At 46.2% G+C, this 20,201-nt stretch carries 10 protein-coding genes; 6 read left to right on the forward strand and 4 right to left on the reverse strand.

Annotated features, from left to right (window positions below; genetic code table 11):
* Positions 1-40: 40 nt before the first annotated feature.
* The 4 genes from hrpB to acnB all read left to right on the forward strand — a co-directional run bounded on the left by hrpB (position 41) and on the right by acnB (position 10,360).
* Positions 41-2,506 carry an ATP-dependent helicase HrpB gene (hrpB, locus tag AB4405_RS00535; protein ID WP_372059205.1) on the forward strand — a complete coding sequence of 822 codons (2,466 nt, stop codon included), beginning with the start codon at positions 41-43 and terminating at the stop codon, positions 2,504-2,506.
* A complete protein-coding gene (gene mrcB, locus AB4405_RS00540; RefSeq protein ID WP_372059206.1) occupies positions 2,503-4,890 on the forward strand; it encodes a penicillin-binding protein 1B in 2,388 nt (795 codons plus the stop codon). Before hrpB ends, mrcB begins: the two co-directional genes overlap by 4 nt.
* Before the next feature lie 171 nt (positions 4,891-5,061).
* A complete protein-coding gene (locus AB4405_RS00545) occupies positions 5,062-7,458 on the forward strand; it encodes a patatin-like phospholipase family protein (RefSeq protein ID WP_372059207.1) in 2,397 nt (798 codons plus the stop codon).
* A 304-nt stretch (positions 7,459-7,762) separates the two neighbouring features.
* On the forward strand, positions 7,763-10,360 hold the full coding sequence (gene acnB / locus AB4405_RS00550; RefSeq protein WP_372059208.1) for a bifunctional aconitate hydratase 2/2-methylisocitrate dehydratase: 2,598 nt from the start codon (positions 7,763-7,765) through the stop codon (positions 10,358-10,360).
* A 255-nt stretch (positions 10,361-10,615) separates the two neighbouring features.
* Here acnB and AB4405_RS00555 read toward each other — a convergent pair whose 3' ends face one another.
* From AB4405_RS00555 to hemL, 4 genes are all read right to left on the reverse strand, one after another.
* Complete coding sequence (locus tag AB4405_RS00555; protein ID WP_372059209.1) at positions 10,616-14,002, reverse strand: response regulator; 3,387 nt, start codon at positions 14,000-14,002, stop codon at positions 10,616-10,618.
* A gap of 309 nt (positions 14,003-14,311) precedes the next feature.
* Positions 14,312-15,334 (reverse strand): 16S rRNA (guanine(1207)-N(2))-methyltransferase RsmC, encoded by a 1,023-nt coding sequence (gene rsmC / locus AB4405_RS00560; protein WP_372059210.1) that lies wholly within the window; start codon positions 15,332-15,334, stop codon positions 14,312-14,314.
* A 70-nt stretch (positions 15,335-15,404) separates the two neighbouring features.
* Positions 15,405-16,478 (reverse strand): AI-2E family transporter, encoded by a 1,074-nt coding sequence (locus AB4405_RS00565; RefSeq protein WP_372059348.1) that lies wholly within the window; start codon positions 16,476-16,478, stop codon positions 15,405-15,407.
* Between the two features lie 429 nt (positions 16,479-16,907).
* Complete coding sequence (hemL, locus tag AB4405_RS00570; RefSeq protein ID WP_372059211.1) at positions 16,908-18,200, reverse strand: glutamate-1-semialdehyde 2,1-aminomutase; 1,293 nt, start codon at positions 18,198-18,200, stop codon at positions 16,908-16,910.
* A 298-nt stretch (positions 18,201-18,498) separates the two neighbouring features.
* On the opposite strand from hemL, the gene erpA reads away from it, so the two are divergent.
* Positions 18,499-18,840 carry an iron-sulfur cluster insertion protein ErpA gene (gene erpA, locus AB4405_RS00575; protein ID WP_102468319.1) on the forward strand — a complete coding sequence of 114 codons (342 nt, stop codon included), beginning with the start codon at positions 18,499-18,501 and terminating at the stop codon, positions 18,838-18,840.
* Between the two features lie 247 nt (positions 18,841-19,087).
* Positions 19,088-20,200, forward strand: a complete 1,113-nt coding sequence (locus AB4405_RS00580) for an efflux RND transporter periplasmic adaptor subunit (protein ID WP_372059212.1) — start codon at positions 19,088-19,090, stop codon at positions 20,198-20,200.
* Position 20,201: the final 1 nt, after the last annotated feature.

Genomic DNA, 20,201 nt, shown 5'->3' on the forward strand with positions numbered 1-20,201 from the left:
ATTAGAATGAGGCCTCATATTACAGCACAAGGCTTTTCCGTTGTCACAGCTACCGATTGAAGATGTGTTACCCGAACTATTTGAAGCGATTCAATGCTCGAATCAAGTGATTTTGAAGGCTGCAACAGGTGCCGGTAAGTCGACGCACTTTCCGTTGCAGTTGTTAAAGCAGCAATCTATCACTGGTAAAGTGATTATGTTGGAACCACGACGCATCGCGGCGAGAAATATAGCCATGTACTTGGCTCAACAAATGGGGGAGGCTGTCGGAGAGTCGGTGGGGTATCGAGTGAGAGGGGAAAGCAAGGTGAGCCCTCACACTCGGTTAGAAATTGTCACGGAAGGCGTGCTCACTCGGATGTTACAAGATGACCCTGAGCTCAGTGGTATTGGTGCCATTATTTTTGATGAATTTCATGAAAGAAACCTGCATGCCGATACCGCCCTCGCGTTTACTTTAGACGTTCAAGAGGCGTTACGTGACGACCTAACATTGATTGTGATGTCGGCGACATTAGATGCTAATGACTTGCAGCGTGTTTTACCACATGCCCGATATATAGAGTCCCAGGGGCGCTCTTATCCAGTTGACGTCACCTATCATCAACTTGGAGCGAACGATAATTTACCGCAAGTTATGAGCAGGATAATACTGTCTGCGATGTCACAGCATAGTGGCTCGCTGTTGGCATTCCTTCCAGGCGTGGGGGCGATCAAACGCACCGAAGAACTTTTGACACAATCGCGAAACGGCTATGACATTTGTCCACTTTATGGTCAGTTAGACTTTAAGGCGCAGCAGCATGCGATTCAACCTGCGACGAATGGCAATAGAAAAGTCGTATTGGCCACTAATATCGCGGAAACCTCATTGACGATCGAAGGCATCCGAATCGTGGTTGATTCCGGTTTGGAGAATCAGGCCTCTTTTGACCTTAAAACTGGCGTGTCGAAATTGGAGCAGGGTCGTATCGCACAATCTTCGGCCATTCAAAGAACTGGGCGTGCAGGACGAATTGAACCCGGTGTCTGTATTCGGATCTACAGCGAAAGCCAGTTCAATCAGCAACCAGCGCAGAGTGTGCCTGAAATATTGCGGAGCGATTTGAGTCAGCTGATGCTGGAACTCCTTAAATGGGGATGCCATGACGCCGATGCGTTGCACTGGCTTGATTCGCCGAAACCCGCGCATATTGAACAAGCCAAAATGCTGTTGAAAAACCTACGGCTAGTTGATGAACAGTCGCAACTGACACCATTAGGGCAACAGGCTTATCTGTTGGGAGTAGAGCCTCGCCTTGCGAGTATGTTGTTGCAAGCCCAGCAGTTGGGGCGCGAAGCACTGACAACAGCCATTGCGTTGTGCTGCTTATTTGAAGAACCTGAGCGAGGGCATATCGACCTTCGTTATGCATTACACCGTTGGCAAACAGGAAAGCACTCTCGGGCTTCTGCTTTAACCCTGAGAGCTAAGTCGATAGCTCAGCGCCTAAAGTATCGATTTACCTTGAATGAGAGCAATGAATCACTATTTGGGGTGATTGCAGCGCTTGGCTATCCCGATAGAGTTGCCGTGAAGCGAGCGGACAATGCTGGGCAGTTTTTATTAGCGAACGGCCACGGTGCGCAGATTGATGATAGCGATAAGTTGGCTGCAGAGGATTACCTCGTGGTATTGGATGTCTTGAATACTGGCCGGGGAAGCAGTCAGATCTTTAAAGCGGTGAGTGTCGATAAGCCGATTATTGAACGTTTTGCGCCACAGTTGATTGAAGAAAAACATGTGGTTGAATGGGATGATAAGCGAGGGCGGTTAGTGGCCAGTGAGGTTCAACGAATTGGTGCGATAGTGTTGACACAAAAATCTGTGCCTATCCCCAGTGACGCTGATATCAGTGGTGCGTTGTTGCATCATGTTCGCCGCAAAGGTTTATCCGTGTTGAACTGGAATAAGCAGGTGACGGAATATGTGACTCGCGTAGAATGCGCTCGTGACTGGCTTGATGTACCAACATGGCCTGCAATGTCACAAGAGATATTATTGCAGAACCTTGAAGCATGGTTGTTACCGTTTATGCCTGGCATCACAACGATGAAAGGACTCAAAGCGCTTAACTTACTGCCGGTGTTGGAGACCTATCTCGGTTGGAATGCGCTTCAAGTCTTAAATCATGAGTTGCCCACTCACCTGACGGTTCCGAGCGGTGCTCAGAAAAAAATACGTTATCAAGTTGGTCAGGCTCCTATGTTGTCGGTCAAGCTTCAAGAAATGTTTGGTGAAAGTACTTCACCAATGATCGCAAATGGTCGCCAAGCAATCGTACTTGAGCTGCTTTCGCCTGCACAGCGGCCATTGCAGATCACTCAAGACCTTGCCGCCTTTTGGCAAGGCTCATACAAAGATGTCCAAAAAGAAATGAAAGGACGTTATCCCAAACACCCATGGCCTGATGACCCAATTAATCATCAAGCTACGCACAAAACTAAAAGACAGTTGAATTCATGATGGAAGTTAAAAAGTTGGCGGCGACAGGAAAGAAACCGACAACAAGAAAAACCACTAAACCGGCCGCCAAACCAAAGGCGAAGACTGCCCCGAAGAAGCGTCGACCGACGAAAAAGAAAGGCGGTGCGTCACTAGGAAAACGCTTGTTTTCTATTGGCTGGAAACTGGCGCTAGTTGGCAGTGTCGCGGTTGCTGCGGTAGGGTTTTATCTCGATCAAGTCGTGAAAGAGCGTTTTGAAGGGCAGCTATTTGATTTGCCTACCGTGGTTTATGCTCGAGTTCTCAATTTATCCTCAGGCGACACCATCACGATTCAGCAGTTGCGTAATGAACTGGATGTGCTGGGGTATCGGAAGGTTAATCAGCCGCGCCATCCCGGAGAGTATTCGTCATCTTCAACAAAACTGGAGCTAATTCGACGTCCGTTTGAGTTTGCTGATGGACCCGAGCCTGATCGCCATGTGATGCTGTATTTTGAGGGTAATCAACTGGTTCGGATTCAATCTCTAGAGAAGAAAGGCAATCTAGGCTTTTTGCGGATAGAACCGAAAATGCTGGGTATGCTTGAAAAAAATGCCGATGAGCAGCGACTTTTTCTACGACGCGATCAGTTTCCTGAAATTATGATCGATGCCTTGTTGGCGACAGAAGACCGCGATTTTTATCAACATGATGGTATCTCTCCAACAGCCATTGCCCGTGCCTTTTTCGCCAATATTCGTGCAGGACGCACCGTTCAGGGCGGGAGTACACTCACGCAGCAATTGGCTAAAAATTTATTTTTGACCAGTGAGCGAACCTTGTGGCGGAAACTCAGAGAAGTCTACATTGCACTGATCTTAGATTATCGATACAGCAAGGATCAGATCTTAGAGGCCTATCTCAATGAGGTCTATCTAGGGCAGAGCCGAGGGGAAGCGATACATGGTTTCGGTCTAGCCGCTCGATTGTATTTTGGTCAACCATTACAAGAGCTACGTATCGATCAATTAGCGTTGCTGGTGGGCATGGTCAAAGGCCCTTCTTATTACAACCCTATTCGTCACCCTGAGCGTGCCAAGCAACGACGTGATCTTGTATTGAGGTTGATGATGGATCAAAATCTGCTGACAGGGCGGGAATTTGAAATGGCCGCAAATCGCGAGCTGGATTTGCAAAAAAATCCACAGATTGCCAGCCGTCAGCCGGCCTACTTTCAGCAGCTCAAGCGTGAAATGAGCCAGAAACTGGGCAGTGGAATTAAAGGGGATGCAGGGGTTCGTATATACACCTCTCTTGATCCGGTATCGCAAGATAAGCTTGAAAAAGCCATTGCCACACGGTTACCTCAACTCGAGAAAACATCAGGCAAGGGTTTAGAGGCCGCAGCGATTGCTGTGGATCGAAATACGGGTGAAATACGCGCTATGGTGGGAGGCAAGCGAACAGGGTATAGCGGATTTAACCGCGCCTTAAATGCCAGTCGCCCTATCGGTTCTCTGGTTAAGCCTGCTGTCTATTTAACGGCGCTAGAACGTCCAGAAACCTTTGACCTAGCGACCACATTGGACGATGCTCCGCTCACCTTAAAAGGCAGTAAAGGCAACCTTTGGCAACCAAGAAACTACGACAGAAAGTTCCGTGGTGATGTGCCTTTGTACGAAGCATTAGCGAAGTCATTGAACGTTCCTACCGTTCGTTTAGGTATGTCATTGGGCATCAAAAATGTTTCCGATACCTTGGTTCGTTTGGGGGTAGACGCGAGTGAGATTAGGCCCGTGCCTTCTATGTTTCTTGGGGCTCTATCTCTAACACCTTATCAGGTCGCACAGATGTACCAAACGCTGTCAAACTCAGGTCGTCAGGCGAACTTATCCGCTTTACGCTCAGTGGTCACTGTTGATGGTGAGGTGTTGTATCGCTCACTGCCGAAAGCGACACAAAAAGTGCCTCAACAAGCTGCTTGGTTGACGACGTATGCGATGAAAAAAGGGGTAGAAGAAGGCACTGGACGATACCTAAATAGCAAGTTTGCATCGTCAGCATTAGCGGGCAAAACAGGGACCAGTAACGATACTCGTGATAGCTGGTTTGTGGGAGTAGATGGGCGAGAAGTGACAACAATTTGGGTTGGGCGAGATGACAATAAATCGACCAAATTAACCGGTTCAAGTGGTGCACTTCGTGTCTATTCAGACTACTTATCAGCCCGAGTGCCTGAAAAATTGATTCTGCCGTGGCCCAAAAATATCAGTATGATTGGTTTCAATAAGACGACAGGTGGCGCTCTGCAGCTAGATTGTGGTAGTGATTTCCAGCTACCAATGTGGGATGAGTCAGGAAAACTCAAGGCATCATGTGACAATCAACCCAAACAGTGGATAAAGAACCTTTTTGATTGGTAATGTTGACTAGGTTTAATTAACAACAAGGTAGAGATCAAGTTGCTTTTGGAGTGGCAAGTCATCATTCGATTAGCAGCTTGGCTATAGCTATGATGTAAAATGCTGATATATTAGAGTAATCAAAATAAGAGCGCTTTAAGGATGAATGTGAAACGCCTAACGAGATGGTTAATGGCAGCGGTTATAGCGTCGAGCAGTAGCGCGTTGTACGCACAAAATAACGATGCCCAAGCGAATACAAAATCGCAAGATACAGCAAAAAAAGCAGCGTTGAGTCATCGCTCAATCGATATCAATTCTACCCATAACAATGCAGCGAAAAATGACGTAGTAAAGAGTACCCAAGCCCAACGAACGCGACCTAAAATTGGTCTTGTACTTGCAGGTGGCGGCGCGAAAGGTGCGGCACATATTGGTGTGTTGAAAGCACTCGAAGAAATGAATATCCCCGTTGATATTGTGACTGGGACGAGCATGGGGGCTTACGTTGGTGGGTTATATGCCACAGGCATGAGCGCTGACGAAATCGAAAGCTTTATCCATACTGTTGATTGGTACAATGGTTACGTTGATCGAGTCAACCGTAGTCAGCGTCGAATTCGGGATAAGGAAGCGGAGGATCGTTACCAAATTCGTACTGATATCGGACTGCACTTTGGGTCTATAGAAGCGCCTAAAGGGGTCGTTCAAGGTCAGAATATGTTGCGTATTTTACGTAAAACATCGGGCAACCTGCCTGAGTTTGACTCTTTTGATGAATTGGCTATTCCCTATCGCTCAGTTGCCACTGATATCCTTAAACTAGAACCCGTTGTTATTGATAAAGGGTATTTGGTTGACGCCATGATGGCAAGCATGTCAGTACCCGGTGCACTGCCTCCGTATGAGCTTGGTGATTATTTGCTGGTGGATGGTGGCGTGACGAATAATATGCCCGTTGACCTTGCAAAAGAGATGGGGGCGGACATTATTATTGCGGTGGATATCAGCAGTGATTACAAAACCCGCGAGGATTTCAGTAGTTTCTTCAGTGTCGGTGAACAGCTTTCAAACTATTTGGTTCGCCGTAGTACAGAAGAACAGATGCAGTCGCTGCAAGAAGGCGATGTTTACATGCATCCTGATGTTGGGCAAATCGGCACCACGGATTTTTCGAGTATGCCGCAGGCGTATCAAGCGGGTTATGATGCCGCTTATCAGGCTGTTGAGCAGCTCAAGCCTTTATCGGTGACTTCCGCACAGTTCCAAACCTATATAGACGAGAAACAAGATGTTCGTCGTGAACTTCGCTATGGTGATGAAACGATCGTAGACAAGGTTGTTATCAATAACAACACGCATTACAGCGATAAATTATTAAAGAACAACCTTGACCTAAAATCGGGAGAAATGCTGCAAACGGATGATATTGAGCAAAAAATTGAGAATCTTTATGCACTAGACCGCTTTGAGCTTATTACCTACGAATATCAAGATACTGATGAAGAAACCGATCTTGTTGTGGATGTTAAAGAAAAATCATGGGGTCCAAACTATATGGATTTCCGTTTTTATCTTGAAGAAGACTTCAGTGCCAACAGCTTTTATTCCATTGGGGTGACCACTAACTTTACCGACTTGAATGATCGAGGGGCTGAGCTGCGCGTCAATGCTGACTTTGGTACCGATAAGCGTGTGGAGGCGGAGTTATATTCTCCGTTTATTACCAATCAAGACTTTTTCTTATTGGCGGGTATCTACTACGCCAATGAAAAGCGTAATGTCCTTTGTACCCCTAACAGCACGGGAACGGGCTGTGTTGACCCTGCTTTAGAGGGAGGGGCCGACTACGTGCCAGTGACCTATCAAGAATGGGAAGGTGAATTAGCGATAGGGTATGCCCCGACGTTGTGGCAAGAGTTTAGAATTGGCGGGCGATTTACGACTGGCGAATCTTATGTGTCACCAGCACCTTCTGCGGGGAGATTTGATTTCGATCGTAAAGGCATGTTTGTCAGCTATAAGCTAGACAGTTTAGATGACTATAGTCTGCCGACCAAAGGGTGGTACATCAATCTAGAGTACCTATTGTCTCATGATAATGGTAATCAAAATATCAATGAAGCTCCGCTTGATTTCTCAGATACCTCGTATGAAATTAACGCTGAAACGAAATATGCCCATACATTTGGCCGCAATACTTTTGTTGGGTCATTAGATTATGCGGTGATAGAAACTGAAAACGCCACTTTGCCTGTGAACCCCAGAGAGTTAGGTGGTTTCTTAAATTTCTCTGGTATTCCGCGAAACAGTTTAATTGGAGATAATAAGATATACGGCAGTATGGTATATCGCTATCGATGGTTCGATAATGACTTTGGTATGTTTAAATCCCCAGTCTACCTAGGAGCATCTGCCGAATATGGTGGTGTTTGGAACGGGGATATCAATGTTTCGGATGCGCCGTTGTTCATGGCGGGCTCAATTTTTGCGGGTATAGATTCTCCACTAGGGCCGATCATGCTCTCGTATGGACGAGTTGAAACGGGGTTGAGTTCGTTTTATTTAATCATCGGTGCTGCATATTAATGCAATGTATTTATTCATAAGTTAATTGACTGATGAATATGATTGGTGAATGAAATAGACAGATTTTTCGACCTAACTTCGAGTGAAAAACATCGATTTTCGCTCGAAGTTGCTATGTTGGTCAAAATGATAAGATTTTAATTTATCGTTGAATTTGCTATTCTTCGCCCCACAGTTTGGCCTCTCTAATGCTGATCATTAAAGGAATTGATGACGAAAAATGGCGAGGGAGAGTCAAGTTTCCAAGGATGTCCACTCCTAATTCTAATTATTAAGGAGGGACCGCAATGAGAGGAAAAAAGTCGTGCTTGAAGCCTACCGTAAACACGTCGCAGAGCGTGCTGCCGAAGGAGTTGTTCCTAGACCCCTAAACGCTGAACAAGTTGCTGGACTTGTTGAGTTATTAAAGAATCCCCCTCAAGGTGAAGAAGCTACCATCCTTGACCTTCTTGAGAATCGAATTCCACCTGGCGTTGATGAAGCGGCTTACGTCAAAGCTGGTTTCTTAACGGCCATCACGAAAGGTGACGTCGAATCACCACTTGTTAGTCCAGAAAAAGCAGCGCAGCTGCTGGGTACGATGCAAGGTGGTTACAACATCGAATCACTAGTATCGCTACTCGATGACGAGGCGTTAGCGCCTATCGCTGTCAAGGCACTTTCCCATACATTACTCATGTTTGATGCATTTTACGATGTAGAAGAAAAAGCAAAAGCGGGCAACGCGTATGCCAAACAAGTCATGACGTCTTGGGCTGAAGCTGAATGGTTTGTATCTAAACCTAAACTGCAAGAAAAGATCACACTAACGGTCTTTAAAGTGACTGGTGAAACCAATACCGATGACTTGTCACCTGCGCCTGACGCATGGTCTCGTCCGGACATTCCTGTTCACGCACTAGCGATGCTAAAAAATACTCGTGAAGGCATTGAACCGGATCAACAAGGCTCTATTGGTCCAATTAAACAAATTGAAGCGCTACAGCAAAAAGGCCATCAATTGGTTTACGTTGGCGACGTTGTCGGCACCGGTTCTTCACGTAAATCAGCAACAAACTCAGTACTTTGGTTCATGGGTGATGATATCCCTAATGTTCCGAATAAACGTGCTGGTGGTTACGTTCTCGGCGGTAAAATAGCGCCAATCTTCTTCAATACTATGGAAGATGCAGGTGCGCTACCGATTGAAGTGGACGTGACTAAACTGAACATGGGTGATGTGATCGATATTTACCCATTTGAAGGCAAGGTTTGTGACCACGAAAGCGGTGAAACGCTAGCGGAATTCTCGTTGAAGACCGATGTACTGATTGATGAAGTACAAGCGGGTGGCCGAATTCCTCTAATCATTGGTCGTGGCTTAACGGACCGTGCTCGTGAAGCTCTAGGTCTGGCGCCTTCTGAAGTCTTCCGTCGCCCTGTTGAAGTTGCAGATACCGGTACTGGATTTACACTCGCGCAAAAAATGGTGGGTAAAGCCTGTGGCGTAGAAGGTATTCGTCCAGGCACTTACTGTGAGCCTAAGATGACAACGGTTGGGTCACAAGATACCACGGGACCAATGACGCGTGATGAGCTAAAAGATCTCGCTTGTCTTGGTTTTTCGGCTGACTTAGTGATGCAGTCTTTCTGTCACACTTCGGCTTACCCGAAACCGGTTGATGTGAATACACACCATACTTTGCCTGATTTCATTATGAATCGCGCAGGCGTGTCATTGCGTCCAGGTGATGGTGTTATTCACTCTTGGTTAAACCGTATGCTACTGCCTGATACTGTGGGTACTGGTGGTGATTCCCATACGCGTTTCCCTCTTGGTATTTCTTTCCCTGCGGGTTCTGGCCTTGTGGCGTTTGCTGCAGCAACGGGCGTGATGCCGCTGGATATGCCAGAGTCTATCTTGGTTCGCTTTAAAGGCGATATGCAGCCAGGTATCACACTGCGTGATCTTGTCCATGCTATTCCTTACTACGGCATTCAACAGGGTCTGTTGACCGTAGAGAAAGCCGGTAAGATCAATGAATTCTCAGGTCGAATTCTAGAAATCGAAGGTGTTGAACATCTATCGGTTGAGCAGGCGTTTGAGCTATCTGATGCCTCAGCAGAGCGAAGCGCTGCGGGTTGTACTGTGAAACTTTCTCAAGAGTCGATCGAGGAATACCTAAGCTCAAACATCACCATGTTGAAGTGGATGATCTCTGAAGGGTATGGCGATCGCCGGACTATCGAGCGTCGTATTGTTGCGATGGAAGAGTGGCTAGCGAAGCCTGACCTGATGCAAGCTGATAGCGATGCGGAATATGCTTATGTTATCGAGATTGATCTAGCGGATATCCATCAACCAATTCTATGTGCACCGAATGACCCAGATGATGCTCGTCTGCTTTCTGAGGTAAACGGGACTAAGATTGATGAAGTGTTTATTGGTTCATGTATGACGAACATTGGTCATTTCCGTGCCGCTGGTAAGCTTCTAGATAAGTACAATGGTCAATTGGATACTCGTTTGTGGGTCGCACCGCCAACGAAGATGGACAAAGATCAACTTACTGAAGAAGGTTACTACGGTATCTTTGGTCGTGCCGGTGTTCGTATCGAAACACCGGGTTGTTCATTGTGTATGGGTAACCAAGCACGAGTGGCTGATGAGTCGACGGTGATGTCAACATCCACGCGAAACTTCCCGAACCGTTTAGGAACAGGTGCAAATGTATATCTCGCGTCTGCTGAACTGTCTGCAGTTGGGGCTATTCTAGGTCGTATTCCGACCAAAGAAGAGTACCTAGAGTACATGAAGCAAATTGATGCGACGGCAGCGGATACTTATCGTTACCTGAACTTCCATCTTATGGGTCAATATACCGAGAAAGCCGACACGGTTATCTTCCAAGAGCCTGCATAAGGCCATTATAGTTGGGGGACGACGTTCTCCCAATTATGGATTGGGTAGCTTGGAGGGTGATTGTCTTTCCGAGCAAATACTAGAGCAAAAAGCCAGTCAGAGATGACTGGCTTTTTTACATTCTAGCGCTGGAGTATCAAGAACGGTTTCGTGCCCAAGCTTAGATAAAAAAGCCGCCTAATTTTTACTTATTGGCCTGAAAGAAGGCATGATTGACGGTACGCTTAATGATGGCGTAAGACATCAATCAACGAGCTAGCTTGTGAGCAGCTTTTGCAGTCGATCTCTACACGCAATGATGTGGTCACGCTCCAAGCCCTGTTTGTGACAATGCTCTAAGATGTATTCGATGGAGCTCAGTACCGTGCGCCAACGTGGCGTCTTAGGCAGTGTCTCAACGCGTAAGTATTTATCTAATGTGCGGGTTTGAAGGGTGCTTCTATCAAGGTATACGCGCCATAACCCACTTTGTTCAGCAAAGACAAACTTAGATTGGCCTGTGACGTCCTCCCAATAAATTAACGAGTGCGTCATGGCATCAACGAGGACCTCTCGCATCAACTCTGGTCGGGATTGTTGTTCGTCACTGGCTTTATCAGCGAGGCGAGTAAACTCACCTCCGAGCTCTTTCAGCTCCTGCAGTTTGGCCTTGTCGCCTTCAATGGCATAACTGGAAAGGGCATCAATGGCCGTTTCTAGGTTTTTGACCCGTGATACGTTCATATTCTTCCCTTGCTCAAAAATATAGATACTTCTTAAGCCAGTGCCTTCTGGCAGGGTCAGAATATCAGCGTTAATGTGTTGCCTCACATCCTCGACAAAGATATCAATATCACCGCAATAATGTTCTTGAGTGAGCTGGATAAACTTAGGAGCAATGAGGTCATCTAAGCTGGAGCGTTTAAGTTGCTCGACACTTCGTTTAAATAACAAAGCAGCACTTTGGTTAGCAAATTGAACCTTGCGGCTGTCATTAACACATAAAATGGCTTCTGGTGCGGTATCGAGTTGTTCAATCAAGCGCCCTTGTGTCTCAAGTAAGCTTGCCTCTACGAGTGCTCGTTGCTTGAGTTCATATTTGAGACTTTGGTTTTCTGCACGTCGCAATTCGGCTTTGCTGGCTTGTAAGTGCGCCGCGATACGGGCGGCAAGCTCTTGCTTACTGAAGGGTTTCGATAGGTAGTCATTTGCGCCGACCTCAAAGCCTCTCACTCTGTCTTCTGGTTGGTTTAGAGCCGTCAACATAATAATTGGCAGGGCGGCATGATCAAAGTCTTCTCGAATGGTTTCGCACACCTCAAAGCCACTCATACCCGGCATCATAATATCGAGAAGAAGTAAGTCTGGTTTGTCTCGCTCTACCTGGGTAATCGCCTCAAGACCATCCTTGGCGAGCGCAACTTGGTAGCCCTCTAAACGCAAGAAGCTTTCTAATATGCGAAGGTTGACGGGTTCATCGTCAGCAATGAGGACTCTTGGACCATTTGGGTTATCCGGGAGGGTCTCCTCCTCGTCCAGTGCCAGTTCACTTTGCTCTGCGACTTGAAAGTGGTTCGCTTGAGGCTCATGAGTCAGCGCCTCAATCTCATCTTGGGTAGCAAGAGGAAGTGTAAAGCTAAACGTTGTCCCTACGTGTGGTTGGCTACTGACGTAGAGCGAACCACCCATGAGTTCGATTAACTGTCGGCTGATCGACAATCCTAGCCCAGCCCCTTGGCGGTAGTGACCCGAATCGTGACCTGCTTGAACTAACGGCTCAAATATATGTTCAAGTTGTTGAGCCGGAATGCCGTGACCCGTATCGACGACCTGCACACGAATATGGTCATCCATTGCAGTGGCAGAGAGAACAATCTTCCCTTCATTGGTGTATTTGATGGCATTACCGACCAAATTATAAAGGACTTGCTCTAAACGTTGTGGATCGGCAGAGACATAAGGGATCGGCTCCAATACCTGGTTGATGATGCGAATTTTTTTATCGCCCAGCAGGTGCTGTGACAAATTAAGAACCAATTGCGTTGCGCCAGTTAGGCTCACCGCCGAGCGTTCAATCGCGAGGCTGCCATAACGCATTTTGTGATAGTCGAGTAAGTCATCGACTAGGCTGGCCAAGCGTTGCCCGCTATTGACGATGATATTGAGCTGGTATCGATGATTGGCACCAATGGGGCCATTAGCACCGGATATCATTGCCTCGGCAATGCCAATCATACCGTGTAGTGGCGTTCTTAATTCATGTGATGTAGTAGCAAGAAACTCATCTTTTAGCTTGTTAGCCAGTTGCAGTTCTTCGTTTTGTTTTTTGATGACAATGAGATGTTGCTCGAGTTCTTGGTTCTGACTTTTTATGAGCTCAATTTTATCTTTTATTGAGCGTCGCATACGCTCAAAACTTAACGCCAGTCGACCTATTTCATCTTTTCGGTCTGCGCTGATGATCGATGGCTCAAGGTCACCACCTGACGCGCGCTCTGCAGCCCAAGTGAGCTTAAGAAGCGGAGAGGTAATAAAGTTAGATAAGTAGTGAGAGGCCACCACAACAAGAATTATTGCGCTCAGCATGGCGATAACAAACAGTTTTTCAAGCTGACGTATACTGGAAAAGGCAACTGATTCTGGCGTTTCGGCCACCAAGGCCCACGTTGTATCGGCAAACTGGACTGGCGCAAACGCGGCGAGGTATTGCTCTTCTATGCTATTGCTGTAGCTGAGAACTTGTGTTGCGCCAGAGAGTGCTTTTTGGATGACCTGTGCGCTTTGTTCTATATTATTTTCTGGCAATCCCATCATTTTGGCTTTGCCATCGTTACCCACCAACATTAAGCGAATATCAGGAGTGCTGCCGCTATTAATGAGTTTGGTGATGCCTTTAATCGGCAGTCGAAAGAGTGCGTAGCTGTGTAAGTACCCCTGCTGAACAATGGGGGCACCAAGCCAAGCAAATTGCTGATCACCCTCAGCGGCAAAGTCAGAGATAATAACGGGTGTGTACGCTTCGTTATCTTTGCGTCTCTTGGTGACTTCTTGGTCCAAATGAGTAAACGTCGACCCTAATATTGAAGTGGAAAAACGGCCAGTATTGAGATTGGTGCCATAATAACCATGCTTGTAAACCGAGTAGGTAACATTGCCGTTGAGGTCCACTAAGACAATGTCATCAAAGTCAGAGCGTTTCAGGTGTTCGACAAACGCGCGGTGATAACGTTTATGCAATAGTCGGTAACGTTCACTGCCAATATAGCTGCTGGAGTTCGGCATGATTGCCGTTTTTACTTGGTCACCAGAGCCCAGAATATAGCGCTCTTGCGCATGCTGCTGGGCTTGTTCAATGTCATCGCCTAAGCGTTGGAACGCATTCACAATACCGTAGAATCGACCGCCACTGGCATAGGCAAGCTCAGAACGAACAAACCCCATGACTTCTGACTTTTGCGCGTCAAAGTAATCCAATACCTGTTGTTTTTTTGTGTCGCGCACGGAAACAAGGTGCGTGGTGCTTTGATCGCGAAGATCTTGGCTGTGCGCATTGAGAAAAAACAGGGCAATGATGGTCAATGGGATGAGGCTGAGCACCAAAAAGGCCATCATCAATGTACTTTGTAGTCGTTTGAATTTTTGTTTTCTATGCAGCTTGAACATAAGCGATTCTTAGGTTTTAAGAGAGTGTTAGATGAGATACCAGTGTGTATCTCATTTTAAGGTTGTCTTAACCTAACCAATCTAAATACTTTTTTTACTTTGGCAAGTAAGTTCAAACTAAAGCGTGTTGGGTCGCTCAAAATTTTATGAGAAGAGATGTGAGGATATTGAATATCAATACGAAAAAATTAAAAGTCTTAAATAAACAGAGCGTTATGATTGGTCATGTGATTTTCAGTATTGAGAAGCGTGTTAGGCAATAAACGCAATATGACGTGTATTGCCTAATGTTTCAGCTATTGTGATTACTTATTTTGTTGCGTGGTATATCGTGAACTGACGATTTTTTTCTAGTGTTTCACAGTGGCCAAATTGGCGTTCAATAATGGGTGGATACTTTAAGAAGCTGTTCGCTACAATGACCATCTGCCCAGCACGCTGTAAATGCTTAGGTGCATCTGATAGCAACTGCTCGGTCGCCGAGTAGCTGGTGTCTAAGCCTGCATGGAACGGAGGATTACTGATAATAAACTGAAAATCTTGTGGAAGATCTGAATAAACATCAGAGGCTAACACGTTCCCTTCGAGGCCGTTTGCTAATAATGTTTGCTTGCTTGATTCAATCGCAAAGGCATTAATGTCACACATATGTAGCGTGATTGACGGGTAACGCAATGCCATAAACGCACCTAATACTCCTGCGCCACAACCGAAGTCGAGTACCTTGCCATGCAATGAAGGCAGGTTTTTAAGAAGTAGTTGGCTGCCAATATCAAACTCACCATGACTAAAGACGCCGGGTAGGCTCTTTACGACTAAGCGCTGCCCATCGAGTTCCACAGGGTAAGACTTGAACCACGATTGAAGATCAAATGAAGTGGGTGCCGAATGGCACTGCCCCCAATAGAAAGAGCAGCGGCGTGCTGAGTCATATTTTTTTATGACGCCATAATCAGCAAACAGTTTTTCAACACTCTTTACTCCAGAGCGATTCTCACCAACCACCACGATCTCAGTGTTTTCTCCCAATGCAGCCAGCGACATTTCAAGCAGCATTTGAGCCTCAGCTTTGGCTTTTGGCCAGTACATTAGGATCATATCGGCGTCGATTGTCTTTGGTAATTCAGCGCCAAAGTGACACGTCAGATTCGGCGATGGATTAAGTTGGCGATAGGTGCAGTAGTTGCTAGTGAAAACAGTGACCTTGTCGCAATGCTGACGTAAATCAATAGGGAATTGATCTTCAATTTCACCAATGACCAGAACACGCTTTCCAGCGAAGTATTCAAGCTGTCTTTCTGCAATCTGGCTGGGAGCGATATAATGCGACATGTTTGGCGTCTCTTAGGAGCATAAAAAAGGACGGGGATTCTCTCATAAACCCCATCCGTAAAAAAGCATTCTAACTGTTATCTTGGCTATCTAAGAAGTCTTTAAACTCTTCTTCATACATATTGAAAAGTACGATGGTGATAGCAAAAATGATGGGGCCGTAAATCAGACCAATCAATCCAAAAAGATGAATACCGCCTAATAGGGAGAAAAATATCATTAGCGTATTCATGCCTGCACTACCTTGCATCAGTAATGGCCTAAGGATGTTATCAATAGATCCGACAACGGCAATGCTCCAAATTGCTAGGAATAGCCCCCATTGGGTCTCACCGGTAAGCAGCAAGTATGCGGTTGCTGGAATCCAAATTAGTGCGGTTCCGACAACAGGGATAAAGGAAGCAAACCCCATCATGGTACCCCAGAATAAACCAGGGAAACCCGCCAGCCACATGCCAAACCCGCCGGCAAAACCTTGGGCAATAGCCGTCAAAAACGAACCCATTACCGCCGATTTTGAGACCTGTTCAATCTCACTGAGTAACCGATCTTCTTGGGTGCGAGAAAACGGTAGGATATGACGAATGGCGGCAATGATTTTGTCGTTGTCACGAAGCAAAAAGAACAAGACAAATAGCATTAAAAAGAAATTCATCAAAAAGCTCGTCGCGTCACCCAGTATTTTGGCACTGATGGCAACAAGATTAGAGCCGAGTGAGGTGGCAAACTCAGCCGCTTTCTTGGCGATGTCTTGTGGGTCGATCTTATCAAACGGTAGGTAGTCATTGATCAAGGCAAGCCCTTTAACGACCCAAGGATGACTAAATACCTCTTGAATGCCACCACCCGTTACCCATTGGTACAGGTTTTGTGAGAAAACCGACCCTTGTTGCACGATGGCGCTAAATACCAACATTAATGGAATGACAATAATAAAAGTCAGGATGGTACAAGACAGCAGGGCGACAATGTTACTGTGATTGGGTAGTTTACGATCTAACCAGTCGTGGATTGGGAACATCAGTAACGATAAAATAAACGCCATTACGATTGAATTGATATAGGGTTCAACAAGCAAATAACAGGCAAAACCCGTAAAAAGCAATGCAATAACTAGGACCCAGTGGCTTGCAGTAACATTCATTTTCGTTTTCACGATCGATCCTTTTCGAGTGAATCTGCACTAAGACCACGTACGCTTCTAGCGAGAGGCACGATGGAATAGAGTAGGGTGTTGAGTTAGGTTGAGCGTAACATCTTATTTTGAGCGTAGTATCTAGTTTATAGTCGGTTGGTAAAGTTTGCTATTAGAGATGTAGCAACCGATTGAATCTTATAATGGACGTAATATATTGAGTGATCAATTTTAATTGCTATTCATGGTTTTGATGACAGGAGAGGGTATGGGGTGTTGCAATAACAAAGGTGATTGTCAATCTACGGTCAAAGCGAGGCGATCAATCCCTTGGTTTTCGCTAATGATTGCAGCGATTATCGTACTGGTTGCTTTTTACTGGCAGGCATAAAAAAGGGCTGAAAGTCAGCCCTTTTGGAATACTTAGTGTTAGAGGATTTATGCTTCGTTAGCTAACATCGCAAAACAGCGATCAGCGGCTTCAAGCGTTGCCTCAATTTCTTTAGATCCATGAGCGAGTGACAGGAAGCTCGCTTCGAATGCTGACGGTGCTAGGTACACACCATGATCGAGCATCATGTGGAAAAAACGCTTAAAGCGTTCGACATCACACTTGGTGACGTCTTCGTAACACGTTACGCTTTCTTGATCGGTAAAGAAAAAGCCAAACATGCCACCCACTTGATTGACCACCAGTGGAATACCACGCTCGTCGGCCAATGCTTTAAACCCATCAGCAAGTTGTTTGGTTTTATTGGCTAGGCGTTGTTCGTTACCCTCTTCAGAAAGTACGGTTAGGCAAGCGTAGCCTGCTGCCATCGCAATAGGGTTACCTGAGAGTGTGCCTGCTTGATAAACAGGGCCAGTCGGCGCAACGTATTGCATTACTTCTTTGCGACCGCCAAATGCGCCAACAGGCATACCACCACCGATAACTTTACCCAATGTTGTTAGGTCCGGTTTGATGTTGTAATACGCTTGAGCGCCACCTTGAGCAACACGGAATCCCGTCATGACTTCATCAAAGATAAGCAGGGCGCCTTCTTCGTCACAAATCTGACGAAGGCCTTCATGAAACCCTTCGACTGGAGGGATACAGTTCATGTTGCCAGCGACAGGCTCAACAATGATACAGGCAATCTCACCTTTGTTTGCAGCAAACAAAGCTTTAACCGACTCAAGGTCATTAAACGTAGCGGTAAGCGTATACTTAGCAAAATCAGCAGGCACGCCTGGAGAACTAGGTTGACCAAGAGTTAATGCACCTGAGCCTGCTTTTACCAGAAGACTATCGGCGTGGCCATGATAACAGCCTTCAAATTTCATGATTTTGTCGCGACCAGTGTAGCCTCGAGCTAGGCGAATCGCGCTCATTGTTGCTTCAGTACCTGAGCTCACCATGCGAAGTTGTTCCATGGATGGAACGAGCTTTCGTACCAACTCCGCCATGTTGATTTCCATCTCAGTCGGAGCACCAAAGCTTAGGCCTCGCTGCGCGGCGTCGATGACTGCCTTACGAATGACTGCATGGTTGTGGCCAAGGATCATTGGTCCCCATGAGCCGACGTAGTCGATGTATGCTCTACCATCAGCATCAAAAATCAAAGGACCATCGGCACGTTCCACAAATATTGGTGAACCACCAACACCGTTGAAGGCACGAACGGGCGAGTTAACGCCTCCAGGGATAGTCTCTTGCGCTTTTTGATACAGCTCTGCTGATTTGGTCATGGAGAATTCCTCTTTGCTTATTCGGACCAAGTGAGCAGCATTGTACATACCCACACAGAATCTAGTAGTGTTTTGAGCACATTTTCGTAAATTGCATCGAGTAATCTAAGTAATATGAATTTGGATCTGTCTAATACTTGAACGAAGCACTCAGGTATTAGATAATCCCTCCAATACAATTAATATTATTTGTTTACTCATCATTCTGGTGAGTCGTTTTTTATCTTCGTAGGGGATGCGAGACCACTGAGTATCGGTGGTGCGCTTGAATTGCGAATGAGTAGCAAGAGAGGTTCCTATGAGTGATGCAGCTATTCCTTTAAATTTTTCTGATGCCGCGGCAACGCGAGTCAACACACTGATTTCAGAAGAAGAAAACCCAGAACTGAAACTACGTGTCTACATTACGGGTGGTGGCTGTAGTGGTTTTCAGTATGGCTTTACCTTTGATGAAAGTGTTAATGATGGCGATACGACGATTGAAAAGTGTGGTGTGACATTGGTGGTTGACCCGATGAGCCTACAATATCTTATCGGTGGCACCGTCGATTACACGGAAGGACTAGAAGGGGCTCGGTTCTTTATCGACAACCCGAATGCGACCACGACATGTGGTTGTGGCGCTTCTTTCAGCGTGTAAATAAAATAAAAAAGAGGCGAATGAGAAGTTCGCCTCTTTTTTTTGTCACGAATTCGCAACAAAATAAGACAAAACAAGGTAGTGTTAACGCTCTACTTCTTGTCTCGATGAGCGCATCGCGTGCATCGGCACATTGAGCTGTAGGATATTGCTCAATGTTGAATACTCTTTTGGAGTGTTTACCGCTTAGTTGACTGAAGGCATAAAAACCCAGTTGGCAGAGGCGCACTATTATAAGGATATATCTATGCCATCGACTCAATCTGGCAACTACTTTTCAAGACGTCCTTGGCTCATCTCTATATTGCTTGTTTTAATCCTTTCCGTTTGGTTGGGTCTTGGCGCAATAAAGGCAGAAGAGGGACCATCCACGCCTGCTCCCGAAGCAGCACCACTTGCTCGTGTGGTTTTCCAATCCTTTGTCGCTGAGAATATTGAAAAGAAGATTGATTTATATGGCCGAACCGCCGCGGATCGAACGGCTAATCTTGGCGCTGAAATTGCCGGTAAGATTATTGGTCTAAGTGTTAAGAAAGGCGATAGCGTTAAGGTTGGCCAACCCATAGCCCAAATTGACAAAGGTGACCTCCCGATTCAGCTTGAACGCGCTCAAGCCATGCTTAATGTTCGACAGCAAGAATTTAATGCTTCTAAGTCTTTGAAGAGCCGAGGCTTACAAGGTGAGGTCGCGTATTCAACCGCAGCGGCTAACCTGACTGAAGCAAAGGCAATGGTGGGGGCCGCAAAGCTGGCCTTAAGGAACACGCTGGTTAAGGCGCCGTTTACCGGTATTGTTGACAGCATTGATATCGAACTCGGCGATTTTGTCTCAGTCGGCGATCCTGTCGCGATGATGATTGATTTAAGTGTGCTCGTGATTGAGGCTGATGTGAGCGAGCGTCATATTCAAAGCTTGTCTGTTGATCAAACCTCGACCATTCGTTTTATCGATGGGCAAAAAGTAACGGGTACGCTGCGCTATATCTCAAGGGTCTCCTCACTTTCTACTAATACCTTTCCTATCGAGATAGAGGTCCCTAACCCTAATCAACGTATTCCTGCCGGTGTGAGTGCAGAAGTTGAACTGGCGCTAGAAGATAATCTGGCGATAAAAATTACTCCAGCTATGTTGGCGTTAGACGAGAGCGGCAATCTTGGTGTTAAGACTCTCCAGCAAGAGAAAGTCGTTTTTGTGCCTATACAGCTGGTCAAGGCTGAGCAGGATGGGGTCTGGTTAACAGGGTTAGGTGAAAGCGTCGATATTATCGTGCTAGGACAAGGCTTTGTTCGTGACGGAGACTTTGTTGAGGCGATCAGCGTTGACCAAGCAAATAGAATTGCTCAACAAGCTGATAATTAGG

The sequence above is a fragment of the Vibrio sp. 10N.261.51.F12 genome, from assembly GCF_041471725.1.
GTDB lineage: Bacteria > Pseudomonadota > Gammaproteobacteria > Enterobacterales > Vibrionaceae > Vibrio.